This is a genomic window from Vibrio hepatarius (assembly GCF_011806575.1).
Taxonomy (GTDB): Bacteria; Pseudomonadota; Gammaproteobacteria; order Enterobacterales; family Vibrionaceae; genus Vibrio; species Vibrio hepatarius_A.
The window spans coordinates 94,058-117,816 of the sequence record NZ_JAATOO010000012.1 but is presented as its reverse complement, the minus strand read 5'-3'; the positions used below and the strand labels follow the sequence as shown (position 1 = coordinate 117,816).

Annotated in this window: 22 protein-coding genes; 18 read left to right on the top strand and 4 right to left on the bottom strand. The window is 47.2% G+C overall.

Going from position 1 to position 23,759, the window contains the following annotated elements; translation table 11 throughout:
* Window positions 1-539 precede the first annotated feature (539 nt).
* A complete protein-coding gene (locus tag HCZ42_RS11660; protein ID WP_167420858.1) occupies window positions 540-1,013 on the bottom strand; it encodes an aminoacyl-tRNA deacylase in 474 nt (157 codons plus the stop codon).
* Window positions 1,006-1,971 carry a tRNA-modifying protein YgfZ gene (ygfZ, locus tag HCZ42_RS11655; RefSeq protein WP_167420857.1) on the bottom strand — a complete coding sequence of 322 codons (966 nt, stop codon included), beginning with the start codon at window positions 1,969-1,971 and terminating at the stop codon, window positions 1,006-1,008. Before ygfZ ends, HCZ42_RS11660 begins: the two co-directional genes overlap by 8 nt.
* Before the next feature lie 225 nt (window positions 1,972-2,196).
* On the opposite strand from ygfZ, the gene HCZ42_RS11650 reads away from it, so the two are divergent.
* Both HCZ42_RS11650 and HCZ42_RS22105 read left to right on the top strand, forming a co-directional pair.
* Window positions 2,197-2,457 carry a succinate dehydrogenase assembly factor 2 gene (locus HCZ42_RS11650; protein ID WP_167420856.1) on the top strand — a complete coding sequence of 87 codons (261 nt, stop codon included), beginning with the start codon at window positions 2,197-2,199 and terminating at the stop codon, window positions 2,455-2,457.
* Window positions 2,426-2,830, top strand: coding sequence for a protein YgfX (locus HCZ42_RS22105; RefSeq protein WP_368484185.1), 405 nt, complete (start codon window positions 2,426-2,428; stop codon window positions 2,828-2,830). The genes HCZ42_RS11650 and HCZ42_RS22105 overlap by 32 nt, the downstream gene beginning before the upstream one ends.
* Before the next feature lie 14 nt (window positions 2,831-2,844).
* Here the strand turns inward: HCZ42_RS22105 and nadB are convergent, their stop codons facing one another.
* Window positions 2,845-4,461 (bottom strand): L-aspartate oxidase, encoded by a 1,617-nt coding sequence (gene nadB, locus HCZ42_RS11645; protein ID WP_167420855.1) that lies wholly within the window; start codon window positions 4,459-4,461, stop codon window positions 2,845-2,847.
* A 404-nt stretch (window positions 4,462-4,865) separates the two neighbouring features.
* Between nadB and rpoE the strand changes: the two genes are divergently transcribed.
* From rpoE to HCZ42_RS11575, 14 genes are all read left to right on the top strand, one after another.
* Window positions 4,866-5,444, top strand: a complete 579-nt coding sequence (rpoE, locus tag HCZ42_RS11640; protein WP_053409061.1) for an RNA polymerase sigma factor RpoE — start codon at window positions 4,866-4,868, stop codon at window positions 5,442-5,444.
* A gap of 26 nt (window positions 5,445-5,470) precedes the next feature.
* Entirely contained in the window at window positions 5,471-6,106 is a 636-nt protein-coding gene (locus HCZ42_RS11635) for an RseA family anti-sigma factor (protein WP_167420854.1), read from the top strand.
* Window positions 6,103-7,065: a sigma-E factor regulatory protein RseB gene (rseB, locus tag HCZ42_RS11630; protein ID WP_167420853.1), complete on the top strand. Its 963-nt coding sequence runs from the start codon at window positions 6,103-6,105 to the stop codon at window positions 7,063-7,065. Before HCZ42_RS11635 ends, rseB begins: the two co-directional genes overlap by 4 nt.
* A complete protein-coding gene (locus HCZ42_RS11625) occupies window positions 7,062-7,532 on the top strand; it encodes a SoxR reducing system RseC family protein (RefSeq protein ID WP_167420852.1) in 471 nt (156 codons plus the stop codon). Before rseB ends, HCZ42_RS11625 begins: the two co-directional genes overlap by 4 nt.
* Before the next feature lie 137 nt (window positions 7,533-7,669).
* Complete coding sequence (gene lepA / locus HCZ42_RS11620) at window positions 7,670-9,463, top strand: translation elongation factor 4 (RefSeq protein WP_167420851.1); 1,794 nt, start codon at window positions 7,670-7,672, stop codon at window positions 9,461-9,463.
* Between the two features lie 87 nt (window positions 9,464-9,550).
* Window positions 9,551-10,447 carry a signal peptidase I gene (gene lepB, locus HCZ42_RS11615; protein ID WP_167420850.1) on the top strand — a complete coding sequence of 299 codons (897 nt, stop codon included), beginning with the start codon at window positions 9,551-9,553 and terminating at the stop codon, window positions 10,445-10,447.
* 15 nt (window positions 10,448-10,462) lie between these two features.
* Window positions 10,463-11,140 (top strand): ribonuclease III, encoded by a 678-nt coding sequence (rnc, locus tag HCZ42_RS11610; protein ID WP_053409055.1) that lies wholly within the window; start codon window positions 10,463-10,465, stop codon window positions 11,138-11,140.
* On the top strand, window positions 11,133-12,110 hold the full coding sequence (gene era, locus HCZ42_RS11605; protein WP_167420849.1) for a GTPase Era: 978 nt from the start codon (window positions 11,133-11,135) through the stop codon (window positions 12,108-12,110). The genes rnc and era overlap by 8 nt, the downstream gene beginning before the upstream one ends.
* An 85-nt stretch (window positions 12,111-12,195) precedes the next feature.
* Window positions 12,196-12,921, top strand: a complete 726-nt coding sequence (gene recO / locus HCZ42_RS11600) for a DNA repair protein RecO (protein ID WP_053409053.1) — start codon at window positions 12,196-12,198, stop codon at window positions 12,919-12,921.
* Window positions 12,918-13,649, top strand: a complete 732-nt coding sequence (gene pdxJ, locus HCZ42_RS11595) for a pyridoxine 5'-phosphate synthase (protein ID WP_167420848.1) — start codon at window positions 12,918-12,920, stop codon at window positions 13,647-13,649. Before recO ends, pdxJ begins: the two co-directional genes overlap by 4 nt.
* Before the next feature lie 2 nt (window positions 13,650-13,651).
* Window positions 13,652-14,032: a holo-ACP synthase gene (acpS, locus tag HCZ42_RS11590; RefSeq protein ID WP_167420847.1), complete on the top strand. Its 381-nt coding sequence runs from the start codon at window positions 13,652-13,654 to the stop codon at window positions 14,030-14,032.
* A 140-nt stretch (window positions 14,033-14,172) separates the two neighbouring features.
* Window positions 14,173-15,447 (top strand): OprO/OprP family phosphate-selective porin, encoded by a 1,275-nt coding sequence (locus tag HCZ42_RS11585; protein ID WP_254868948.1) that lies wholly within the window; start codon window positions 14,173-14,175, stop codon window positions 15,445-15,447.
* 8 nt (window positions 15,448-15,455) lie between these two features.
* Entirely contained in the window at window positions 15,456-15,866 is a 411-nt protein-coding gene (locus HCZ42_RS11580; protein ID WP_167420846.1) for a hypothetical protein, read from the top strand.
* The gene (locus HCZ42_RS11575; RefSeq protein ID WP_167420845.1) at window positions 15,859-17,109 is read left to right on the top strand and encodes a GGDEF domain-containing protein; all 1,251 of its coding nucleotides are present in this window, start codon (window positions 15,859-15,861) and stop codon (window positions 17,107-17,109) included. Before HCZ42_RS11580 ends, HCZ42_RS11575 begins: the two co-directional genes overlap by 8 nt.
* Window positions 17,110-17,149: 40 nt before the next feature.
* Here HCZ42_RS11575 and barA read toward each other — a convergent pair whose 3' ends face one another.
* Window positions 17,150-19,930, bottom strand: a complete 2,781-nt coding sequence (gene barA / locus HCZ42_RS11570) for a two-component sensor histidine kinase BarA (RefSeq protein ID WP_167420844.1) — start codon at window positions 19,928-19,930, stop codon at window positions 17,150-17,152.
* A gap of 163 nt (window positions 19,931-20,093) precedes the next feature.
* On the opposite strand from barA, the gene rlmD reads away from it, so the two are divergent.
* Complete coding sequence (gene rlmD / locus HCZ42_RS11565) at window positions 20,094-21,413, top strand: 23S rRNA (uracil(1939)-C(5))-methyltransferase RlmD (RefSeq protein WP_167420843.1); 1,320 nt, start codon at window positions 20,094-20,096, stop codon at window positions 21,411-21,413.
* A gap of 71 nt (window positions 21,414-21,484) precedes the next feature.
* Window positions 21,485-23,704 (top strand): GTP diphosphokinase, encoded by a 2,220-nt coding sequence (gene relA / locus HCZ42_RS11560; RefSeq protein WP_167420842.1) that lies wholly within the window; start codon window positions 21,485-21,487, stop codon window positions 23,702-23,704.
* Window positions 23,705-23,759: the final 55 nt, after the last annotated feature.

The following is a 23,759-nucleotide window of genomic DNA, read 5'->3' as shown; positions in this document are numbered from 1 at the left end:
TGTGATAGCAATGGAGGAATATGCAGTATTTTTGAATTAATTGGATATTTGTGTTGTTGTGGGCAAATATTTGGTTAAATATCCATTTTTATGTGATAACTACCTCAATTATGTTCTGAGGTTGAAACTTTACCCGGATTCAACTCAGCGCATATTAGGCCAGAACTACATGACAGTTTTAAGAATAGTAGACGAACTTTTGTCATAAGGTGAAATGACAGAGAAAAGTTTAGGTAAAAAAAAAGCCCGCTAATGGCGGGCGAATAGTCACAGATGCATTACACAAAAAGTGGATGTCCTGAAACAATCAGTGGATTCACTTTTCTGTTGGAGAAGGATTTGGTGGGATGTTACCCACCCAAGCAACAATGCTCTTTGCTTGTACTTTAACCAACGAGGCTAGCATAAAGTAAAAAAACACCCATGACTATATATGCTTTTAAAATGAATAATAATTTAGTTGTTGTTAATGGTTTATTGTGATTAATATCACTAAAACATGCAAAAGAGTGATCTTTGTCGGGCGAAAAGTAGCAGTGCTATCGACATATATCAGCAAATGTTGGATTGCATAATCGAATCAGATCATCGCGATGTAATGCTATTCCTGCCATAACAGATCCGCTACTGATGGTGACTTCTTGTTCCAGCAGGATCTTGTGGTCGAAGATTATCGGCATTGGTGTTTTGAGTAATAGCGGTGTGACGGTGCCAATCTCATAGCCCGTCAACTCAGGAACAAGACTCAGGTCGACGCAGGTCATGCGTCGGCATTCCAACAGAGCGCGAACTTTTTTAGGGTCAACCGATTGATCGCCCGGTGCACAGGCGAGTGCGTATTGATCACCCATATCGCGCAGTAGGATTGATTTGACCATCTGGCTGGTGCGGATACCCCGCTGCCTGGCGGCATCTTCTATCGTCGTCGCTGGCGTTTGGTGAGGCAGCAAGCGAAAGCTCACTTGCTGCTCGGTTAAATAGCGAGTGACTTTGGTGTCCAAATATTTACTCATCGTCAAGTGAGTATGGCAATGGCTCGATCTTCCATAGAGACTCAGGTGCGTCTTTTAAACGTAGCTGTGTATCGGCTTCAAGGTTGTTTGGCAGTACTACTAGGCCAATGCATTTTCCGTCACTGAAACGGTAACTAGTCAGCAGTTGCCCTGCGCCACGCCAGTTTTCACCAACTGCTCGCTCTAGCTCTGCACCAGTTGTGGGTTGTTGCTCTGCGTTGCCTGAGACGATAAACATTGCACGCTTGTTCATGCCTCGGTATTTTGCTCGCGCGACTGTTTCTTGGCCGGTGTAGCAACCTTTGGTAAAGCTAATGCCCCCGAGAGCCTGAACGTTCAGAGCTTGTGGGATATGTTCATTCTGCTGCTCAGCGGGTAAGACGGGTAAGCCGTTTTCAATATCACAACGTGTCCACAGTGACTCGTCGATTAATTGTGCGTTTGTTTCAGCTACTAAGGTTTCTGCCGCTTGAGGGTTAAGCAACAGTAGCCATCGAGAATCATCGATCTTAACCGCTGTGCCACCGCTAATTGCTCGCACGTCACCTTGTGATTCGGAGAGTTGGTCAACCACTTGAGTTGCACAAGTACCGATCAGACCGAGCGCAACATCGTCACTCTCACAGATGTCTACTTTCGAAAACACCGCATACTTTTTGATTTCAGCTAACTCAACCGCAATCGCTGATTTTGGTTGAAACATGGCATAACCGTCATTGTGATGGAATAGGCGGAACACACTCCACACTTTACCTTTTGCATCGCAGTGTGCGCCAAGTGTTGAACTGTCTTCAGCCAGTGATACAACATCACAGGTGACCTGACCGCTCAGGTAAGACTTTTTGTCATCGCCCACCATAGTGATTGCTCCCCATGATGAAAGGTGAGCAAGAGCCAGCTCTGGTCGAGCGTCTGTCGTTGAGAGAGAAAGGGGCGCAAACTTGTTTTGCCAATCCATGATAGTTACCTGCTAAATGTTCAATACCGCTATGTTAAATCCGAACCGTGTTATGAAACAACCTTTGGAGTTGTAGGCATTTAGATTGTTTTTTCATAGCCAATTATAGGCGCCAGCTCGCAACTCACTTGGTATTGCCTGGTTGTGTGACTGAGTTAGTAGTTGTATCGCGTTTTGCTTGTTACACTCGGGCGAAAACAACCGATAAGGTGAGGAAAAAATAGAATGTACACCGCGGAAGAAAAAGCGCGTATTAAATGGGCGTGTCGTCGAGGTATGCTAGAGCTCGATGTAGTGATCATGCCTTTTTTTGAAGAGTGTTTTGACTCGTTGCAAGAAAATGAACAGCGTGACTTTGTCTCTCTACTAGAATGTGATGACCCGGATTTGTTTACTTGGATCATGGGTCATGGTCGCAGCGAAAACTTAGGGCATGCTGCAATGGTAGATAAGATTGTTGCTCACAACCTCAGCAAAGTGCGTTAGGCTTTATTTAACGCCTTCGTATTTATCTAAACAGGTCAATATTCATTGCGCAATATTGGCCTGTTTCTTCATTGTTCACTCCGACTTCCCACTTGCTCCGTCTATTTGGTTAATTTACCTTGTCGTTAATACTTATCTTAAGCATGGCTTATGGGTCAATCCACTGGTCGGTGAATTAGAATTAGAGTTAAGCCACCTTGGCCAAAGTCGCTGTAATGACGATGAGTTTTCCGTTCGCCGGACAATACTACTGCTTGATAAAGTCGGGATACTATTTGTATTGAAGGATGGAAGGCGTCGGATGCTTTGGCGTGACAGTCTTAAAGAAGCCGATTATCGACATTTATTGGTGTGGTTAAAAAGGGAGCATTGAGCTCCCTTTTTGGTTTATTTCAGTTTTTCAGGGACTAAGATGGTTGGTCCGCTGTTTTCTGCCAGCTCTGGATAGTCGAGCGTGTAGTGCAGCCCACGGCTCTCTTTACGTTGCATTGCACAACGCACCATCAACTCTGCTACTTGCAGTAGGTTGCGAAGCTCCAGAAGGTTGTTGGATACACGGAAGTTGCTGTAGTACTCGTGCGTTTCTTGTTGCAACAACTGGATACGGCGTAGCGCGCGCTCTAGGCGTTTGTCGGTACGTACGATGCCCATGTAATCCCACATAAACAGGCGCAGTTCGTGCCAGTTGTGTTGGATCACGACTTCTTCATCTGAGCAGCTTACTTGGCTTTCATCCCACGCTGGCAAGCTCGGCGGAAGTTCCGCCTCGTTAAGTTTCTTGATGATGTCTTTAGACGCCGCCCACGCGTAAACCACGCACTCTAACAGTGAGTTTGATGCCATGCGGTTTGCGCCATGCAGACCGGTGTAACTCACTTCACCAATCGCATAGAGTTGAGCTAAATCAGTTTGACCTTGGAAGTCGACCATCACGCCACCACAGGTGTAGTGCGCGGCAGGGACAATTGGGATCGGCTCTTTAGTCATATCGATGCCAAGGTCGAGCAGACGCATATTGATTGTTGGGAAGTGCTTCTCTATAAAGTCAGCGGGTTTATGGCTGATATCTAGGTACATGCAATCTGCACCCAAGCGTTTCATCTCAAAGTCAATCGCACGAGCGACCACATCGCGTGGTGCTAATTCTTCGCGCTCGTCAAAGTCAGGCATAAAGCGACTGCCATCAGGGCGACGCAGATACGCGCCTTCTCCGCGCAGCGCTTCCGTTAATAGGAAGTTTCTTGCTTCTGGGTGGTACAAGCAGGTTGGGTGGAACTGGTTGAATTCCAAGTTTGCGACTCGACAACCCGCACGCCAAGCGATAGCAATACCGTCTCCAGAAGACACATCTGGGTTAGACGTGTACTGGTAAACTTTTGACGCACCACCAGTGGCAAGGACAACAAATTTCGCACGCACAGTTTCAACGTGCTCATCGTTGCGGTTCCATATGTAGGCACCGATAACCTTTTTACTGTCGCCACCAATTTTGTCTTCAGTGATTAAGTCCAGTGCGTTATGGCGCTCAAGTACCGTGATATTCGGGTGATTGTGGGCGTTGTCTTGCAGCGATGTTTGCATCGCCATGCCGGTTGCGTCTGCGGCGTGAAGAATTCGTCGATGGCTGTGTCCGCCTTCGCGCGTTAAGTGGTAACGCGGATGTTCATCGTCGTCGTCATCTTCTTCGCGGTCAAATGGAACACCACCGTCGATCAGCCATTGCACGCACTTCTTGGCGTTTTTAGCGATAAACTCAACAGTTTCTTTCTCACAGATTCCGCCGCCTGCGATCAGGGTATCTTGTACATGCGATTCAATGCTGTCTGATTCGTCGAACACCGCTGCGATACCGCCTTGAGCGTAAAACGTTGCTCCTTCATTGCGAGGTCCTTTGCTCAATACAATGACTTTGCCGTGTTTTGCCACACGTAACGCCAACGATAGCCCTGCTGCGCCACTACCTACCACTAACACATCACATTGATGTTCACGGTTTGCGTTCATAAAACTTTTAAATTCCCGAGTTAAATTATCTCGAAGCACGGAATATACCCTTCGGACAGGGAGGATTAGGTGCGTCGAATGAAGAGCGATCCCACTCTCACCAATCTATTTTTACCACTGTCGCTACTGAAAACTTCAGAGGCAGTTCACTATAATAACACTTGCTTATCTGCAATTCTTTGTAAATAGCATTGCTTTTGTTGACCTTCGTCCTCACAATTCGAATCAGAAGGTATTTAGCTCATCACTAACTAAGAATTAGTTTAGAGAAAGTTTGAACTATCTATATTTTGCTAGGTCACAATAGTGCTCAAGTAAGCAGTGGTGTCAATACTACATTTTGCATAATTAATGCTCATATCTGAGAAGATATAGAGCTAAGAACGATAGGAGTACCCGCTCGAATGAACGAGCAGCTGACCGATCAAGTATTAATTGAGCGAGTTCAGAATGGAGATAAGCAAGCATTTAACTTACTGGTAATGCGATACCAAAACAAGGTTTGTAACCTTATCTCTCGCTACGTCAAAAACCCCGGCGATGTGCCAGACGTAGCACAAGAAGCATTTATTAAAGCGTATCGAGCGATTCCTGGTTTCCGAGGCGAAAGCGCCTTTTATACATGGTTGTATCGTATCGCGGTTAATACTGCTAAGAACCACCTCGTGGCACAAGGTCGCAGACCTCCAGGCCAGGATGTGGATACTGAAGAAGCTGAATATTACGAAACCGGTAGTGCATTAAAAGAAATTTCGAACCCTGAGAACTTAACGTTGTCCAATGAATTGAAACGAGTAGTTTTCAGTGCGATTGAAGCACTGCCTGAAGATTTAAAAACCGCAATGACGCTACGCGAACTGGATGGTTTGAGTTATGAAGAAATTGCGGCAGTAATGGATTGCCCTGTCGGAACGGTGCGTTCGCGTATCTTCCGCGCACGTGAAGCGGTTGAGAAAAAAATTCAACCTCTTTTGCAACGCTAATACCAGTGACATTTATGGTGAAAATAATGGCTAACAAAGAGAAACTTTCAGCACTCATGGATGGAGAGTTGGTCGATAAGGTTCTTATTAATGAATTAGAACGCGACCAAGATAGCCAGCAGACCTGGAAAAATTACCATTTAATTGGTGATGTGATGCGAGGCGAAGCACCGGAAAAACCGGAGTGGAATATCGCTGAAAGTGTAGCTTTAGCGCTTGAAAGTGAGCCTGTGCATTCAACATATAGCTCTCAGAGTTCTGTGATTGAGCTTGACGAGTTCAGGGGCAAAGAGTCACAACCGACTCCAGCTAAGGCTCGTCGACAGTTACCTGCGTGGTTGAATCAGTTTGGGCAAGTTGCCGTGGCAGCTTGTGTCTCGCTGGCGGTTATCCTAGGTGTGCAACAATACGGTGGCAGCGACCCTGCAGCCCCACAAGCAGACCAGCTTCCGGTACTCCAAACAATTCCTTTTGCGGGTAGTGCAGAACCTGTAAGCCTGACGCGCGCGTCGGTTGAAGAACAGCAAAACCTCAACGCGTCTAGCATTCAAGAGCAGCGTCGTCGCATCAACGCTATGCTACAAGATTACGAATTGCAACTGCGCTTAAATAGCGAAAGCATTACTGACCACAGTGATGATTCAGAAACGGTAGTTGAATGAAAAAATTTCTGATCAGTGCGCTTACACTGTTCAGTTTGAATGCGGCTCCAGCCTTTGCAGAACAACAAGCTCCTGCAGAGGCTTTGTTGCATCAAATGAATGAAGCAAGCCAGCACCTCAATTATGAGTTGTCTTACATCCTCATCAAGAAAAACAGTATCGAACCTTTGCTTTATCGCCATGCGCGAGATGGTGATAAACAGCTCGCGCATTTAGTGTATTTAAGCGGGCCGATTCGTGAAGTGATTCGCCGTGGCGAAGAGGTTAGCTATATCGAACCAGGGGTTGAGCCATTCACGATAGAGTCGGGCAGTATGGTTGCGCCCGTTATTCCATTCCTCAACACCAACGTGGATGACCTGAGCAAGTTTTATGACTTTATTCAGGTTGGTCGTGCACGTGAGGCAGGCTCGGCTTGTCAGGTATTACGTGTAGTACCAAAAGATGGGCTGCGTTATTCGTACGTACTGTGGGTGGATGAAAAAAATAATCTACCACTAAGAGCGGATCTGATTGACCGTGATGGTGAGATTCTTGAACAGTTTCGCGCGGTGTCTTACAGCGTGAGTGACCAAGTGGTGGATATTCTCAGCGCGCTTAACGAAGTTAAACTTCCTGAAGTGCTCTCTTTACCGAAAGGTCAGGTCAAAGAGTCATTTTGGCGCGTGAAGTGGATACCTGAGGGGTTCGAGCCTAAAGATTTGAACCGCTACCGAATGGCGAACACTGAACGTATGGTCGAAAGCCAGATGTACAGTGATGGCCTGTTTAGCTTCTCAGTTTACGTGGCTGACAGTGACAACTTGTCACTCAAAGGTCAATTGGTGAGACAAGGACGACGTACACTGCACAGCTTGGTAAACGGCAACCTCGAAGTATCAGTGGTTGGTGATATTCCACCTGCAACCGCGAAGCGAATTGCGCAGTCAGTGGTGATCGCTCAGAGTACTACACCATGATGACCGCATTGGCGACCGTGTCTGCTGTAAAAGCAAGTGCGACCGGGTATGAAGTCGAGTTGAGCTGCGATCAACAAACCAGTTGCAGTAGCTGTTCGTCGCAAAAGAGTTGCGGTACGGGTGTTGTGTCCAAAGCTATCGGTAAAAAGTCGCTTCATTGGCATTTAGTTACCAAAAAAATCGTTAAACAAGGTCAGGTTGTGGAGATCGGTCTGCCTGAAAAGAGCCTGCTACAGTCAGCGGCTATCGTGTACCTTATTCCACTGTTTGCGCTCATCGTTGGCGCGCTGTTTGGCCAATGGCTATTGCTGCCATGGCTTGGTGGCGGTGAAGGTGTGGTGATTCTCTGCTCTGCTATCTTTACCGGAGCAGGAATTTACTTAGCAAAAGCGATGGCAGCCAAACAGGAAAGCCTCTCCTCGCAGCAGGTTACTTTGCTTAGGGTATTGGGAGAACCAATTAGCTAGTGCGAAGCGCCCAGAAATTGGGTAGAATCTGCCAACTTGATTGAAATGCCGTCAAACGACGGCTTTTCTATACCCATATTGAATATATCTGTGGGTTGTATTGTCCCTATTAAAAATGAGTTTAGTCACCCCAAATCATGAAGCACATTCGTAACTTTTCGATTATCGCCCACATCGACCATGGTAAGTCGACCCTATCTGACCGTTTGATCCAAGTTTGCGGTGGTCTAAGCGACCGTGAAATGGCAGCGCAGGTTCTTGACTCTATGGATCTAGAGCGTGAACGTGGCATCACCATCAAATCTCAGAGTGTGACACTAAACTACACCGCAAAAGATGGTGAAACTTATCAGCTTAACTTCATCGACACCCCAGGACACGTTGACTTCGCGTACGAAGTATCACGTTCATTAGCCGCTTGTGAAGGCGCGCTGCTAGTGGTTGATGCAGGTCAGGGTGTAGAAGCTCAAACACTAGCTAACTGCTACACGGCGATCGAAATGGATCTGGAAGTTGTGCCAATCCTGAACAAGATCGACCTACCAGCCGCTGATCCTGAGCGTGTGGCGGAAGAAATTGAAGAAATCGTAGGTATTGATGCGATGGAAGCGACCCGCTGTTCGGCGAAAACCGGCTTGGGCGTGGATGACGTATTAGAAAATATCGTATCTGCGATTCCTGCACCGGAAGGTGACCCAGATGCGCCACTGCAAGCGCTGATCATCGACTCATGGTTTGACAACTACCTTGGTGTTGTTTCTCTGGTACGTATCAAAAACGGCGTTCTGAAGAAAAACGACAAGATCAAAGTAATGAGCACAGGCCAAACTTGGGGGGTAGACCGTCTAGGTATCTTCACGCCGAAGCAAGTGGATACCGATGTACTACGTACTGGTGAAGTAGGTTGGGTGGTTTGTGGTATCAAAGATATCCTTGGCGCGCCAGTTGGCGATACGCTGACACTAGCGAAAAATGGCAGTGACACACCGCTACCGGGCTTTAAGAAAGTAAAACCTCAGGTCTACGCAGGTCTGTTCCCGGTATCGTCTGACGATTATGAGAACTTCCGTGACGCGCTAGGTAAACTAAGCCTGAACGATGCCTCGTTATTCTACGAGCCAGAAAACTCTGCAGCACTAGGCTTTGGTTTCCGTTGTGGTTTCCTTGGCATGCTGCACATGGAAATTATCCAAGAGCGTTTAGAGCGTGAATACGACCTAGACCTAATTACTACTGCGCCAACGGTAGTCTACGAAGTAGAGAAGACCGATGGCGAGCTACTGTATGTCGATAGCCCAGCTAAACTACCTGTAGTCAACGACATCGAAGAAATCCGCGAGCCGATCGCGCGTTGTAACATCCTAGTGCCGTCTGAGTACCTAGGTAACGTTATCACGCTGTGTGTTGAAAAACGTGGTACTCAGGTGGATATGGTTTATCACGGTAACCAAGTTGCTGTGACTTACGATATTCCGATGGCAGAGGTAGTACTGGACTTCTTTGACCGTCTCAAGTCAACATCACGTGGTTACGCGTCTCTGGACTACAACTTCCAGCGTTTTGAAGCGTCGAACATGGTTCGCGTAGATGTACTTCTGAACGGTGATACAGTTGATGCGCTAGCGATGATTACGCACAAAGACCAATCTCAGACTCGTGGCCGTCAGTTGGTTGAGAAGATGAAAGAGTTCATCCCTCGCCAGATGTTTGATATTGCGATTCAGGCAGCGATTGGTAACCACATCATCGCGCGTTCTACCGTGAAACAGTTACGTAAGAACGTTATCGCGAAATGTTACGGCGGTGACGTGAGCCGTAAGAAGAAACTTCTGAAGAAACAGAAAGAAGGTAAGAAGCGTATGAAGCAGATTGGTAACGTCGAACTGCCTCAAGAAGCGTTCCTTGCAATTCTTCATGTAGGTAAAGATTAATTTGTTGAGTTTGGCTCAATAAGGTAACTCATTAAGTGAAAGGGTCTCGGCTCTTTCACTTTCGTATTTTTAAGATAAGGGAAGTCAATGGCGAACACATTTTCACTGATCCTCGTTATCGTAACTTTGGTTACGGGTATCGTTTGGGTTCTAGAGAAGCTGGTTTTTGCAAAGAAACGTCAGGCTCAAGTTGCCGAAGTGGAAGCGCAAACCAATGGTCTTGATGTTGCCACTCTGAACAAAGTGAACAAGCAACCTTGGTGGGTAGAGAACAGCGTTTCTATTTTCCCAGTGATTGCAGCCGTGTTAGTGTTGCGCTCTTTTATCTACGAGCCGTTTCAGATCCCTTCTGGTTCTATGATGCCAACTCTGTTAGTTGGGGACTTTATTCTGGTTGAAAAATACGCCTACGGCCTAAAAGATCCGGTATGGCGCACGCAACTGGTTGAAACTGGCAAACCTGAGCGTGGTGACGTTGTGGTATTTAAGTACCCACCTCAGCCAAACATTGATTACATCAAACGTGTCGTAGGTCTGCCAGGCGATACGGTACATTACAGCAGCAAGAAAGAAATCTGTATTCAGGCCGCGGGCGAGAGTAGCTGCAAGCCTGTTAAACTTTCTAATGTTGAAGAGAGCCAATTTATCCAAAATGGTATTCCACTGATTCAGTTGGACGAACAGTTAGGTGAAGTTGGTCACCAAATCTTGGTCAACCCATTACGCCGCGATCGCGTGGAAGCTTATCAACCACGTAACGGTGTAAACGAATGGGTCGTACCTGAAGGTCAGTATTTTGTGATGGGTGATAACCGTGATAACAGTGCTGACAGCCGTTACTGGGGCTTTGTACCAGAGGCAAACTTGGTGGGTAAAGCAGTAGGTATCTGGATCAGCTTCGAATTTGAACGTGGCTCAGACAGTGCGCTACCGTCTTGGATTCCAACAGGTGTGCGCTTTAACCGCATTGGTGGTATTAACTAAACAAATCGAGAGAGCATGAATTCTCCTATCGAAAAACTAGAGAAAAAGCTCGGCTATCAGTTTAATGATGCTGAGCTTATCAACTTAGCGCTGACTCACCGCAGCGCTAACGGTAAACATAATGAGCGTCTTGAGTTTCTGGGCGATTCAATTTTAAGTTTTGTCATTGCTGACGATCTTTATCATCGTTTCCCTAAAGTGAATGAAGGGGACATGAGCCGCATGCGCGCAACACTGGTGCGTGGTAATACATTGGCGGAGCTAGGTCGAGAATTCGAACTAGGAGATCACTTAAAATTAGGTCCAGGTGAGTTGAAAAGTGGTGGCTTCCGCCGCGATTCTATTCTTGCCGACGCAGTTGAAGCGATCATTGGCGCTATCTACCTAGACAGCGACATTGAGGTTGTTCGTGGCATCATTCTTAGCTGGTATAAACAGCGTTTGGAAGCCATCAAGCCTGGCGTTTCTCAGAAAGACCCGAAAACTCGCCTTCAAGAGTTTTTGCAAGGTCGCAGAAAGCCGCTGCCTGTTTACACAGTGACTAATATTAAAGGTGAAGCACACAATCAGGAATTTACTGTTGCGTGTGAAGTTGCAGGTATTGGAGATCCTGTAATTGGTAAAGGCACCAGCCGCCGCAAGGCAGAACAAGCGGCTGCTGAATTGGCACTAGAGCAATTGACCAATGACTGATTCAACAGACAACAACGAATTTGATATCGATGCGTTTTTCTCATCGAGCAATGAGCCAGCTAGCTCGCCTGAAAACCAGCACTGTGGTTTTGTGGCGATTGTTGGCCGCCCAAACGTCGGTAAATCGACGCTGCTTAACCGCATCTTGGGGCAGAAGATTTCGATCACCTCACGTAAACCGCAGACCACACGTCACCGCATTATGGGTGTCGACACCGAAGGTGATTACCAAGCGATTTACGTTGATACGCCAGGACTTCATATCGAAGAAAAGCGTGCGATTAACCGTTTGATGAACCGTGCTGCGAACTCATCTCTCAGTGATGTGAACTTGGTATTCTTCCTTGTTGACGGCACGCACTGGACCAAAGACGACGAGATGGTGCTGACAAAGCTTCAGAAGTCGAACTTCCCAGTCGTACTGTGTGTCAACAAAGTAGATAACGTTCAAGACCGCAATGAAGTCATGTTGCACATGATGGATATGTCAAAGAAGATGGACTTTGTCGATGTCGTGCCAATTTCGGCGAAGCACGGCAAGAACATCGATGTGCTGCGCAAGCACGTACGTGACCATTTGCCAAAAGCGACGCACCACTTCCCAGAAGAATACGTGACCGACCGCTCTCAGCGTTTCATGGCGTCAGAAATCGTACGTGAAAAACTGATGCGTTTTACTGGTGAAGAACTGCCTTACTCTGTAACGGTGGAGATTGAGCGCTTTGATTACAACCCAGAAACCGACGGTTTCCACATCAACGCATTGATCTTGGTTGAGCGCTCTGGTCAGAAGAAAATGGTGATCGGTAAAGGTGGCGAGAAGATCAAAACCATCGGTCGCGAAGCGCGTCTTGATATGGAAGAATTGTTTGGCCGTAAGGTTTACCTTGAAACTTGGGTTAAGGTGAAATCGGGCTGGGCTGACGACGAGCGTGCTCTTCGCTCTCTTGGCTACATTGACGATTTATAAGGAACGCGAGGCAGTTAGCTTCGCTCCGAATCACAACAAATAAGGAGCCGATCGGCTCCTTATTTTTTATCTATTGGCAGAGACTATGTCCTCAGAAGGCTTACAGCGCTGTTTTGTTTTACATCGTCGCCCTTATAGTGAATCGAGCCTCATCCTAGATGTTTTTAGCGAGGAGTACGGCCGAGTTACGCTGATGTCTAAAGGTGCACGAAGCAAGCGTTCCAACTTAAAAGGAGCGCTGCAGCCGTTTACGCCACTTTTGCTGAAATGGTCGGGCAACGGATCGATGAAGACGCTACGACAGGCTGAACCGATCAGTCTTGGTTTGCCATTAAGTGGGATTAACCTCTACTCGGCGATGTATGTCAACGAGTTGATTGGCCGGGTTCTGATGGCTGAAGTGCCAATGCCTGCACTGTTCCACGATTACCTGCACGCGCTAACGGAGCTGGCTCAGTGTGACAACCCAGAGCCCGCCTTGCGACGCTTTGAACTCGCGATGTTGTCAGCAATGGGTTACGGTGTCGATTTTTTGCATTGTGCAGGTACTGGCGAGCCAATTGATCCAGAGATGACCTATCGCTATCGGGAACAAAAAGGCTTTATCGCGTCGGTGCGTCGAGATAACCTGACATTTGTGGGTAATGAATTGATTGCGATCAGCGAGCGCCGATTTACCACAAAAGAACAACTTAAAGCGGCAAAACGCTTTACACGCATAGCCTTAAAGCCGTATCTTGGCGGCAAACCATTAAAAAGCAGGGAACTGTTCCTATCGTTGGTTCCCCGAGCACGGAGTATTGGAAAATGAGCTCAATTTACCTAGGTGTTAACATCGACCATATTGCGACTTTACGTAACGCACGCGGAACTAAGTACCCTGATCCGGTACACGCCGCTGAAATTGCAGAGCGCGCCGGCGCAGATGGTATTACGATTCACCTACGTGAAGACCGTCGCCACATCCTAGATCGAGACGTCCGTATTCTACGTGAAACGCTGCAAACGCGCATGAACCTAGAGATGGCGGTGACTGAAGAAATGGTCGAGATCGCGCTGAAGACGCAACCTGAGTATGTATGCTTGGTACCAGAGAAGCGCGAAGAACTGACAACTGAAGGTGGTTTGGATGTCGTGGGTCAGCTAGAGAAAGTAAAAGCAGCAACACAAAAACTGACTGCTGCTGGCATTAAAGTATCACTGTTTATCGATGCAGACCGAGAGCAAATCGACGCGGCGAAAGCGTGTGGTGCACCATTTGTCGAGCTACACACAGGTCACTACGCCGATGCAGAAACCGAAGCTGAGCAACAGAATGAGCTGAAGAAAATTTCTGCGGGTGCAAGCTACGCAGCGGATTTAGGTATCACGGTGAACGCGGGTCATGGCTTGACGTACCACAACGTAGCGGCGATCGCAGCCATCCCTGAAATTTACGAACTGAATATCGGCCACTCGATTATTGGTCGCGCAGTGTTTGATGGCTTGCACAAAGCGGTTGCTGACATGAAAGCTCTCATGGTTGAAGCGCGTAAATAATTATGGCGATTGTCGGGTTGGGGACGGATATTGCCGAGATAGAGCGCGTTGAAAAAGCGCTCGCACGAACCGGCGAGGCGTTTGCTCGTCGCATCTTGACCGAATTGGAGTTTGAAAAGTTTCACAGTCTGAAGCAGCAAGGGCGTTTCCTCGCGAAACGCTTTGCCGCCAAAGAAGCTGCATCGAAAGCACTAGGTACCGGTATCGCGCTTGGCGTCACCTTTCATGATTTTTGTGTAACAAATGATGAACATGGTGCGCCGCAATTAACGCTATCGAACAAAGCGCTCGAAATTGCGCGAAACAAGCAAGTTCGGCATATACACCTTTCTATATCCGATGAACGGCATTACGCAGTAGCAACGGTAATTTTTGAAAAATAAGCGACTTTAAGTCGCTTTTTTTATGCTTTGAACAATAATTTAATAACAACCACATTACAGTTTTCTCAGTGTTGGTATACTTGATACAAAAGTTTAAATAACAACTAATAAATTAATTCGTATTTGCTAAGGACCGCAGTATGTCTAAACACAATACGGTTATGCTTGCGCGCAGTGTTCTTTTTCTAGGGCTTGTTACATCCAGTAGTCATATTCACGCAGTGGAGTGGTCGACTTCTGGTTTTGGAACTATGGGCTACGCCTACGAAAATGAAGAAGATTTAGCTTACCGAAGAGATATCACCCAATCGGTCGATATTGACGATAACGGCTCGTTTTTTAGCGATTCCAATCTGGGGTTGCAACTTGATGGTGCCTTCAACAGACAATGGTCAGTGACAGCTCAACTGTTACTGGACAACAATGTCTCCCACGATCTGGATGCGTTGACTGAATTAGCTTTTGTCCGCTATGAACCCAATGAATATTGGAGCTTCCGTGCTGGTCGTATCGGCGTCAGTGCCTATGCGGCTGCGGATAGCCGCCAGATTGATTACGCTCACCTCTGGGTTCGCCCACCTCTAGAATTATACGGCGGTATTCCGTTTAACAACTTAGACGGTGTCGGCATCAGTTACATTTCTAATAACCCAGACTTCAACTGGAGCGCGACGCTTGAGTATGGGCAAAACAGAGAAGATGGTGAGCTAGCCCTATCAGACCAAGAGTACGAAACCAAGCTCGACAACCTTCTTAGTCTCTCCTTAGAGCTAGACCAGGATGCTTGGCAGTGGCAGCTATCATATGCTCGAGTGGGTAACTTAAGCGTCGATCACGATGACTTTATTACCAATGTTCAGACGCAAGTGAAAGGAGTTGCCGACTTAGGCATTCCTGGAATCAGTAGTGATGCACAACAAGTTTATGACTACTTAGTAGTGGAAGACGAGCGAGTGAATTACTTACAAGCCGCTGTGACTTACTTCGATGGGGTTTGGAGTTTTCAGTCTGAGTTATTCAAAGTTTACGCGGACCAAGATTCTATTCCACAAGGTGAAGGCGGTTATGCGCTCTTGGGTAGAACATTTGGTTCAGTGACACCTTACGCGATTTATGGACGAGTTAAACAATCTAATGATAGATATGAGTCCAGTAGTGATTGGAGTGTTTTGAACCCAGCACTAGGACCTCTACAGGCTGGGGCGTTATTTGGGATTAACTCGGTTCGAATAGAACAACAAACCTACTCGCTGGGGGTGCGCTGGGATCTGCTACCTAACTTAGCGTTAAAAGCGCAAGTCGATCATATCGATATTGAGCCATACGGCTACGGGTTGTGGGCGACGTCAACAGAAGGGATAGAGAAAGGGCGTGATGTCCAAGTATATACCCTCAATATGAACTTTATTTTTTAGGAGGCAGTATGAAATATTTTAGCTTCCTAATATTGTTTATCACCACGTCGACGTATGCAGACATTTACGTGGTTGTGAATGAAAAAAGCCCGATACAGGTTTCTGCTGTGGACGAGGTTGCAGACGTCTACTTAGGACGAAGAAAGAGTGTCGGCGATATTTATGTCGACCAAGTACTGGACCGCACTGGAGAAGACCGGCGATTGTTTTTTGAAAAAGTCACAAATATGAGGATTAGCCAAGTTAACGCTTATTGGGCGAAGCTTAAGTTTTCCGGCAGTATGCGTGCACCTGAAGAGGTGGGTTCGAGACAAGAGTTGTTGGATAAACTGACCAATAACCCACAAGCCATTGGCTATATGAGAGAAGCGCCACCAGAAGGCTCAGGGCTTAGGGTGGCATTACAAATAGATGAATAGACCGAATTCCAAGTCGCTATCAAATCGCCTGCTCAAAATCGTATCGATTCTGGCGATGATGTACTTAGTGTGTCTGCTAGTGATTATGGTTACGGTTGGTTTTGCTCAAGCAGATAAAAACCACAAAGAGCTTGAGCAGAAACTGGCGTTATCATTATCTAATACGGCAGCGATCGCGCTTTACGTCAATAACAAAGAGATTGCGGACGAAGTGATCTCTTCGCTGTTGTTGCACGAAGAAATCGACGCGGTCCGTCTAGAAAGTGATGAAGGGGTGTCGTTTTCATCCAACCACGTGCTCGATACTGAAAACAGCTTATGGACTCATTCAAATCAGTACCGATTATACTCTCCTACCGACGGTGAACCGTTAGGTACTTTGTATATTCATAACAACCACACAGTGCTTCAAAAGGAAGCATTGTCTCAGGTATTTAGCCAAGTTGCGTTTGCCTTAGGGCAGTTTTTTGTCACAGTAATAGCATTGGTATTGGTGTTTGAACGCATTATTGGTAAGCCACTGACGTCTCTATCGAACGCGCTCAACTCCGCTACGCCGGGCAATACGGATTTGATTCCTATCGACAAGAACAATCAGGAGAACGAGCTTGGAGTGGTGGTCAATAGCGTTAATACTTTCATTGAGAACTCACGCCATGCGATAGAACGTGAACGTGGTTTGCGTTCACAAATTGAACACTGGGAGCAGTACTATCGTAATCTCGCTGAGCAAGACACTCTGACTGGATTGAAAAACCGTTTGGGCTGTGAGAAATACATCGAACAAGTGGCGTCTTCTAGTCGCTATATTGCCCTGTTATTGGTTGACCTTGATGGGTTCAAAGACATCAATGATAGCTATGGTCACGCTGCCGGTGACTTTGTGCTGAAAGAGATCGCCAAGCGTTTTTCGACCTTACAGGCGGACAGTAATGTACCTGGTGTGGTTGGTCGTATTGGTGGTGATGAGTTTGTCATTTATCTCGCGCTGCAGAAAACCGATCAAGAGCTGCTCGAAGACATGGCCTCTGACGCGGTGCGCTTGGCAAATCTTCCTTTTGCTTATCAATCTTGTGTATTCAGCGTCGGCTGTAGTGTCGGTATTTCGGTTGGAAAAACTATCGGCATTGATGCTGAGAAACTGGTGCATCAGGCCGACCAAGCTATGTATGCGGTGAAACAACTCAACAAAAACGACTACCAGTTTTATCAAGCCGAAGACAATGTCACCAATATCAAGTAGCTGAGCATTTTAGCTCTGCCCTTATATGGCTAAGCGCTACCTACAAGTAGCGTTTGGCCGTGGCGATGACTTTGGTCATTTCGTCTTGTAACTCGAAGATCTCCGGTTCGATATCGTCAATGCTAGCGCCTGAACGCAGCGCTTGCTCTAAGGTTGCGCATAGCTGTTTCAGAGTTGGTACGCCGCAGTATGAGCTACTACCGTGCAGCTTGTGTATCACGTGGATGAGGTCTTCGCGAGGAAAGTCTCCTTGCTCCAACGCCTGTTCAACGATCTCTTCTACTTCTGGGATAAAGTCGACCAACATCTGCAGCATATCTTTGGCAAGGTCGACTTTATTTGCTGATTGCTTCAGAGCTGCATCCCAGTCGATACTGATATTTTGCGCTGTCGCTGGAGAGGCAGGTAGTGGTGTTTCTTGTTCGGGTTCGATATATGAAGGCGCAATCTTTTCAATCTTTTCTTCGTCTGTCAGTGGACTCCAGTGAACCAAAACCTGTTGCAACACGTGCTCTTCGATTGGTTTTGTGAGGTAATCGTCCATACCCGCGTTCAATAGTCGGTCGCGCTCACCGCTCATTGCGTGAGCCGTTACTGCGATGACTGGCGTCTTCGCGTTCAGCTCGGTTTTCTTGATCTCTTCACACGCGGTCACCCCGTCCATGTGCGGCATTTGTATATCCATCAAAATGATATCGAACGCCTGAACTTTGGCTTGTTTGACCGCGTCGAGGCCGTTGGTGCTGGTGACCACTTTTTCTACCCGTTCCTGAAGCAGTGCGCTGATCAGCTTCAGGTTGGCTGGGTTGTCGTCTACCGCCATAACGGTTAGTGGTAGGGTTTCACTCTGCTGCACCACGTTTGGCAGTGTCGGCAAACTGTCTTGGTTAGCGGTTAACGTTTGCAACAAGCGCTTGCGAGAGAGTGGCTTAGTAATACAGTGAATCGGATATTTCTGGATGAGATGATCCGAGAGTGCGAGTGTGGTACTTGGCGTGCCGACTACGACATGCGGCGCGCAGCGCATGGCTTGCTCGACACGTTTTTCTACTTCTGCTGTTTCGTGTTCTTTGTTTGGTGCCAAGTTGAGTAGCACGTAATCATAACTTTCTTCGTCATCAGGCAGCGAAGATCGGTAGGTCACGATTAACCCTTCCTGTACTAAGATTTGCTGTATGACCGACGCGGCTTGCATGTTTGGTTCGACTAACAACAGGCTGCGCTGATTGAGGCTTTCTGTATCGACCAACTCGCTGACTGGCATGTCGGTCGCGCTGAGGCGCAGTGTAAACCAGAAGGTAGAGCCTTGGTGCAGACGGCTGGTTAGGCTGATTTCGCCACCCATTTGGCTGACCAGTTTCTGGGTAATAACCAAGCCTAGACCCGTACCGCCATAGCGACGTGAAATACTCGCATCAGCCTGACTGAATGCTTGGAACAACTGGGCTTGTTGACGCTCGGAGATACCGATACCGGTATCACGCACCATAAATTGCAGCTCGACAGTATCTTCTTTTTGCGACCGTAGCTCGACGCTTATATCGATGTTGCCGTGCTCAGTAAATTTGATCGAGTTACCGACAAGGTTGGTCAGAACTTGCTGAATACGCAGTGAGTCACCGACCAGACCTGGTGGAATCTTAGGATCGATCTTCAAGGTCAGTTCAAGGCCTTTTTCGTGAGCGCTGGTGGCCTGCAAGCTCACCACTTCTTCAAGCGACTCTTGGAAATCGAACGGAATGTTTTCCAGAGCCAGTTTGCCAGCTTCGAGCTTAGAGAAATCAAGAATGTCGTTGATGATGTTCAGTAAGTTCTTCGCTGATTTTTCAATCGTTAGTAGGTAATCGGTTTGGCTATTGGTCAACTGCGTTTTCAGCATTTGACGGGTAAAACCGATCACGCCATTAAGTGGGGTGCGAAGTTCGTGTGACATGTTGGCGAGGAACTCTGATTTAACGCGCGCCGCCTCTTGTGCTCGTTTTTTCGCGATATCGAGTTCTACGTTCTGGATTTCAAGCTGTTCCAACGTCTCGCGTAAATCTGATGTCGCTTGGTCGATACTGTGCTGCATCTCAACATGGTATTCAGACAACGAAACCGCCATCGCGTTGATGCCGTTTTTCAATGAGTCTAGCTCGCCGTGCATTTTACCTTCGATACGTACATCGAGGTGGCCACGACGGATACGGTCGACCATATTCTTCATGTGTGAAATCGGGCGCGTTACATCGTACATTAATCGATAGGCAAACACCGCCGCCAAACCTAAGCCAACCAATAAAACCAAAAATGCCGAGAACACTTCTTGGTATTGCTGCAAACGCAGTGATGATAAGTCGAGCTCTATAGCAACATAGCCGAGCGCTGGCGTGTTTTCTTTACCACGTGAGGTTGAAATCAGGCTTGATTCGGCCACCACAGGCGCTCGTAAAATTAACGTATCGTCTTTGAGTGTCGAACTGACCAGTAGCGGAATAGGTTCATTTTTCGGAAATGTTAGCGATTCGAAATTGGGGTGGAAGTTAGAGGTAACGAACAGCTCATGGTTGTAATCAAATACCGCGATACTGCGGACAAATTTAGAGTTTTTACGATGCGCGTAGCTGATGATGCGGCGCACCGATTCTCGACTATTCTTTTTAAGTCCGTCTTCACTGGCGATGGCTAATGGCTCGATAATATTCAGGCCAGAATTGAATACTTGGGTTTCTAAGTCGTGGTAGCGGTTAAACGAGAAAAACGCGCTTAAAAGTAACCCGATAATTAATGTCGGCGCGAGAGTAAGAGTAATAACGCGGGCGCGTAAGCCATATCTTGTCATTATTGTCTAAACATCGTGGTGTGGATATGGGAAAATAGTCGCAATATAAGCTGAGACTGCCGAATCGATAAGCATAATCAACTCGGTCGACTCAGACAATGATTCAGGTACAAAAGGTAGAGCCTGAACCGCAATTTAGAGCATTAATACATAGGCACAGAGCATGGCGCGTTTTTTCCAACCGAAGAAGAAAACTCAACTCAATACCAAACATCAGTCCGTACAGGTAGAAAAACTCGATCACCATGGCGCTGGTATCGCCTATCAGAACAAAAAACCAGTCTTTATCGAAGGGGCACTGCCGGGTGAGCAAGTGCTGATTCAACTGACCGAATCAAAGAGTAAGTTCTCTCGTGCCAACTTAATCAAAATTCAGAAAGCGAGCACGCAACGTGTTGAGCCGTTTTGTCCGCATTATCAGCAATGTGGTGGCTGTAATATGCAGCATTTGTCGATTGATGACCAACGTGAGTACAAACAGCATACGTTGAGCCAATTGATGAAAAAGTTCTCTGGTCAAACTGCTGAGCTGGATGCGCCAATTATCGCTGATGAGCGAGGCTACCGACGCCGTGCGCGCATTAGTTTGCTGCTTGATAAAAAGAGTCGTCAATTGCAGTTCGGTTTTCGTAAAAAGCACAGCAAAGAGATCGTCAACGTAACCCATTGCCCCGTGTTAGCGCCAGAATTGGACGAGTTGTTGCCGGAATTACAGCTGTTGTTAGCTGGTTTTTCTCATCAAGAAACGTTAGGCCATGTTGAATTGGTCAAGGCCGACAACACACGAATCATTGTGTTGCGTCATTCTAAAGCGCTAAAAGATGACGATAATAATGCCTTGGTTGAGTTTTCAAATCGCCATAAAGTCAGTTTGTATCTGATGCCACAGAATGACCAACTGAACCTTATTTGCGGTGATTCTGGTTATTACTTGGAAGCTGGGGTTGAAATTGCCTTTGAACCGAACAACTTTATTCAGGTGAACCAGCAAGTCAACAACAGCATGGTTAAGCAAGCGATAGATTGGTTGGTGCTTTCTTCACAGGACCGAGTGTTGGATTTGTTTTGTGGTTTGGGCAACTTCAGCTTACCGATCGCACAACAAGTGGCGAGCGTGGTGGGCGTTGAAGGCGTTGATGTGATGGTTGAAAAAGCAGCGGCAAATGCAGCGAGAAATGGCCTAAGCAATGCGCAGTTTTATCAGGCAAATCTAGAGCAGGACTTTTCTGGTCAGATTTGGGCAGGAGAGAAGTTTGATAAAGTATTGCTCGATCCGGCGAGGGCAGGGGCGAGCGGCATCGTAGATCAACTTTCTGAACTTGGAGCGGAGAGAGTCGTTTATGTTTCCTGTAATCCTGCTACTCTAGCCAGAGATTCACAAAGCTTGCTCAGCCAAGGATTTAAGCTAGAAAAATTAGGTATGTTGGACATGTTCCCGCACACCAGTCATCTTGAATCGATGGCACTTTTTGTAAAGGAGTAAACTTATTTCGTCTGTACGAGTCTTACAGGGAAATAAGTCGAAGATAAAAATAAAGAACTAGGACGAAAACGATGGTTGCGGTTAGAAGCGCACATTTGAATCAAGATGAACAGTTTGAGCTAGATAAGTGGATTGCCAGTTTAGGTCAGGATAAGCCAGTTGCGAAACGCCTGAAAGAGGTGTACGGCCACTGCGAAACCATTTTAAAAGATAACGAACAAGGCCCGCTTTTGTTATGGCGTGGCCGAGAAATGATCGAAATTCTCATCACGCTGTCGATGGACAAAGCAACCTTAGTCGCAGCGATGCTCTTCCCTCTGGTTTCTGCCGGAGCATACAAAAGAGAAGCATTAGAAGAAGATTTTGGTAAAGAAACCATCAAGTTGATTGATGGCGTTGAAGAAATGGCAGCGTTGGGGCAACTCAATGTGACCATGGAAGGCAGCGCAGCATCGGCACAGGTTGATAACGTACGCCGCATGTTGCTGGCGATGGTGGACGATTTCCGCTGCGTGATCATCAAGCTTGCCGAGCGCATTTCTAATCTAATTGAAGTGAAAAAAGCGCCGGACGAAGTACGTCGTGCGGCGGCAAAAGAGTGTGCCAATATCTACGCGCCACTCGCCAACCGTTTGGGTATCGGTCAGTTGAAATGGGAAATCGAAGATTACGCTTTCCGTTATCAGCAACCAGATACCTACAAACAGATCGCCAAACAGCTGTCTGAGCGACGTATCGTTCGCGAACAGTACATCAAAGATTTTGTCGATGACTTGTCAAAAGAGATGCGAGAGTCTGGCATCAACGCTGAAGTCAGTGGCCGACCAAAACACATCTACAGCATCTGGCGTAAGATGCGGAAGAAAGGCTTAGCATTTGATGAGCTGTTTGACGTACGTGCGGTGCGTATTATCGCGGACAAGCTGCAAGATTGTTACGCGGCGCTTGGTACCGTGCATACCAAGTACAAGCACTTACCAAGCGAGTTTGACGATTACGTCGCGAACCCAAAACCGAATGGTTACCAATCGATCCACACCGTGATTCTTGGCCCAGAAGGCAAGACCATTGAAATCCAAATCCGTACCAAACAGATGCATGAGGATTCGGAGTTGGGTGTGGCAGCGCACTGGAAGTACAAAGAAGGTGGCGCTGGTCGCAGCGGGTACGATGAGAAAATTACCTGGCTACGTAAACTGCTTGATTGGCAGGAAGAAATGTCGGACTCCGGAGAGATGCTGGACGAAGTGCGTAGCCAAGTGTTTGATGACCGAGTTTACGCCTTTACCCCGCGTGGCGACGTCGTCGACTTGCCGATGGGCGCGACGCCACTCGACTTTGCTTACCATATCCATTCAGAAGTTGGTCATCGTTGTATCGGTGCCAAGGTCGCAGGTCGTATCGTACCGTTTACCCATAAATTGCATATGGGTGACCAGGTGGAAATCATCACCTCGAAAGAGCCGAACCCATCACGTGACTGGCTAAACCCGTCATTGGGCTTTGTTCATTCAGGTCGTGCGCGCGCTAAGATTAACGCTTGGTTCCGTAAGCAATCGCGTGAGAAGAATCTCGAAGCGGGTCGTGAGATTCTCGAAACAGAACTTGCCAAGATTGGTGCGACACTCAAACACGCAGAGCAATATGCGCTGAAGCGATTCAACGTCAATTCAGCCGACGAACTGTATGTTGGTGTCGGTAGTGGTGACCTACGTATCAACCAGATCATCAACCACATCAACGCGTTGGTAAACAAACCGACGGCGGAAGAAGAAGACCAGCAAGCACTGGAGAAACTTCAGGAAGCCGGACATAAAACCCCCGCACAAAGTCGCCCGAAAAAAGACGCCGTGGTGGTTGAAGGGGTCGATAATCTGATGACTCACTTAGCGCGTTGTTGTCAGCCGATCCCAGGCGATGATATTTGTGGCTACATCACCCAAGGTCGTGGTATTTCGGTGCACCGAGCTGACTGTGAGCAGCTAGACGAGCTTCGTCACCACGCACCAGAACGTATCATTGATACGGTTTGGGGCAGCGGTTTTGTGGGTTCTTACATCTTGACCGTCCGTGTTGAAGCCATGGAGCGTGGTGGTCTACTTAAAGACATCACTACCTTGTTTGCCAATGAGAAAATCAAAGTTACCAGCATGAAGAGTCGTATGGATTACCGTAAGCAGCTCTCTATCATGGACTTTGATTTAGAGGTCACCAACGTTGAAGTGTTGAACCGTATCAACACGCGCGTTGAACAGATTAAAGATGTTATTTCGGTGAAGCGTTTAGGCTAACGTCTTTGTTACCACGTGAAATCGCGTGACTGAGTTCAAGAAGCATTAGAAATAT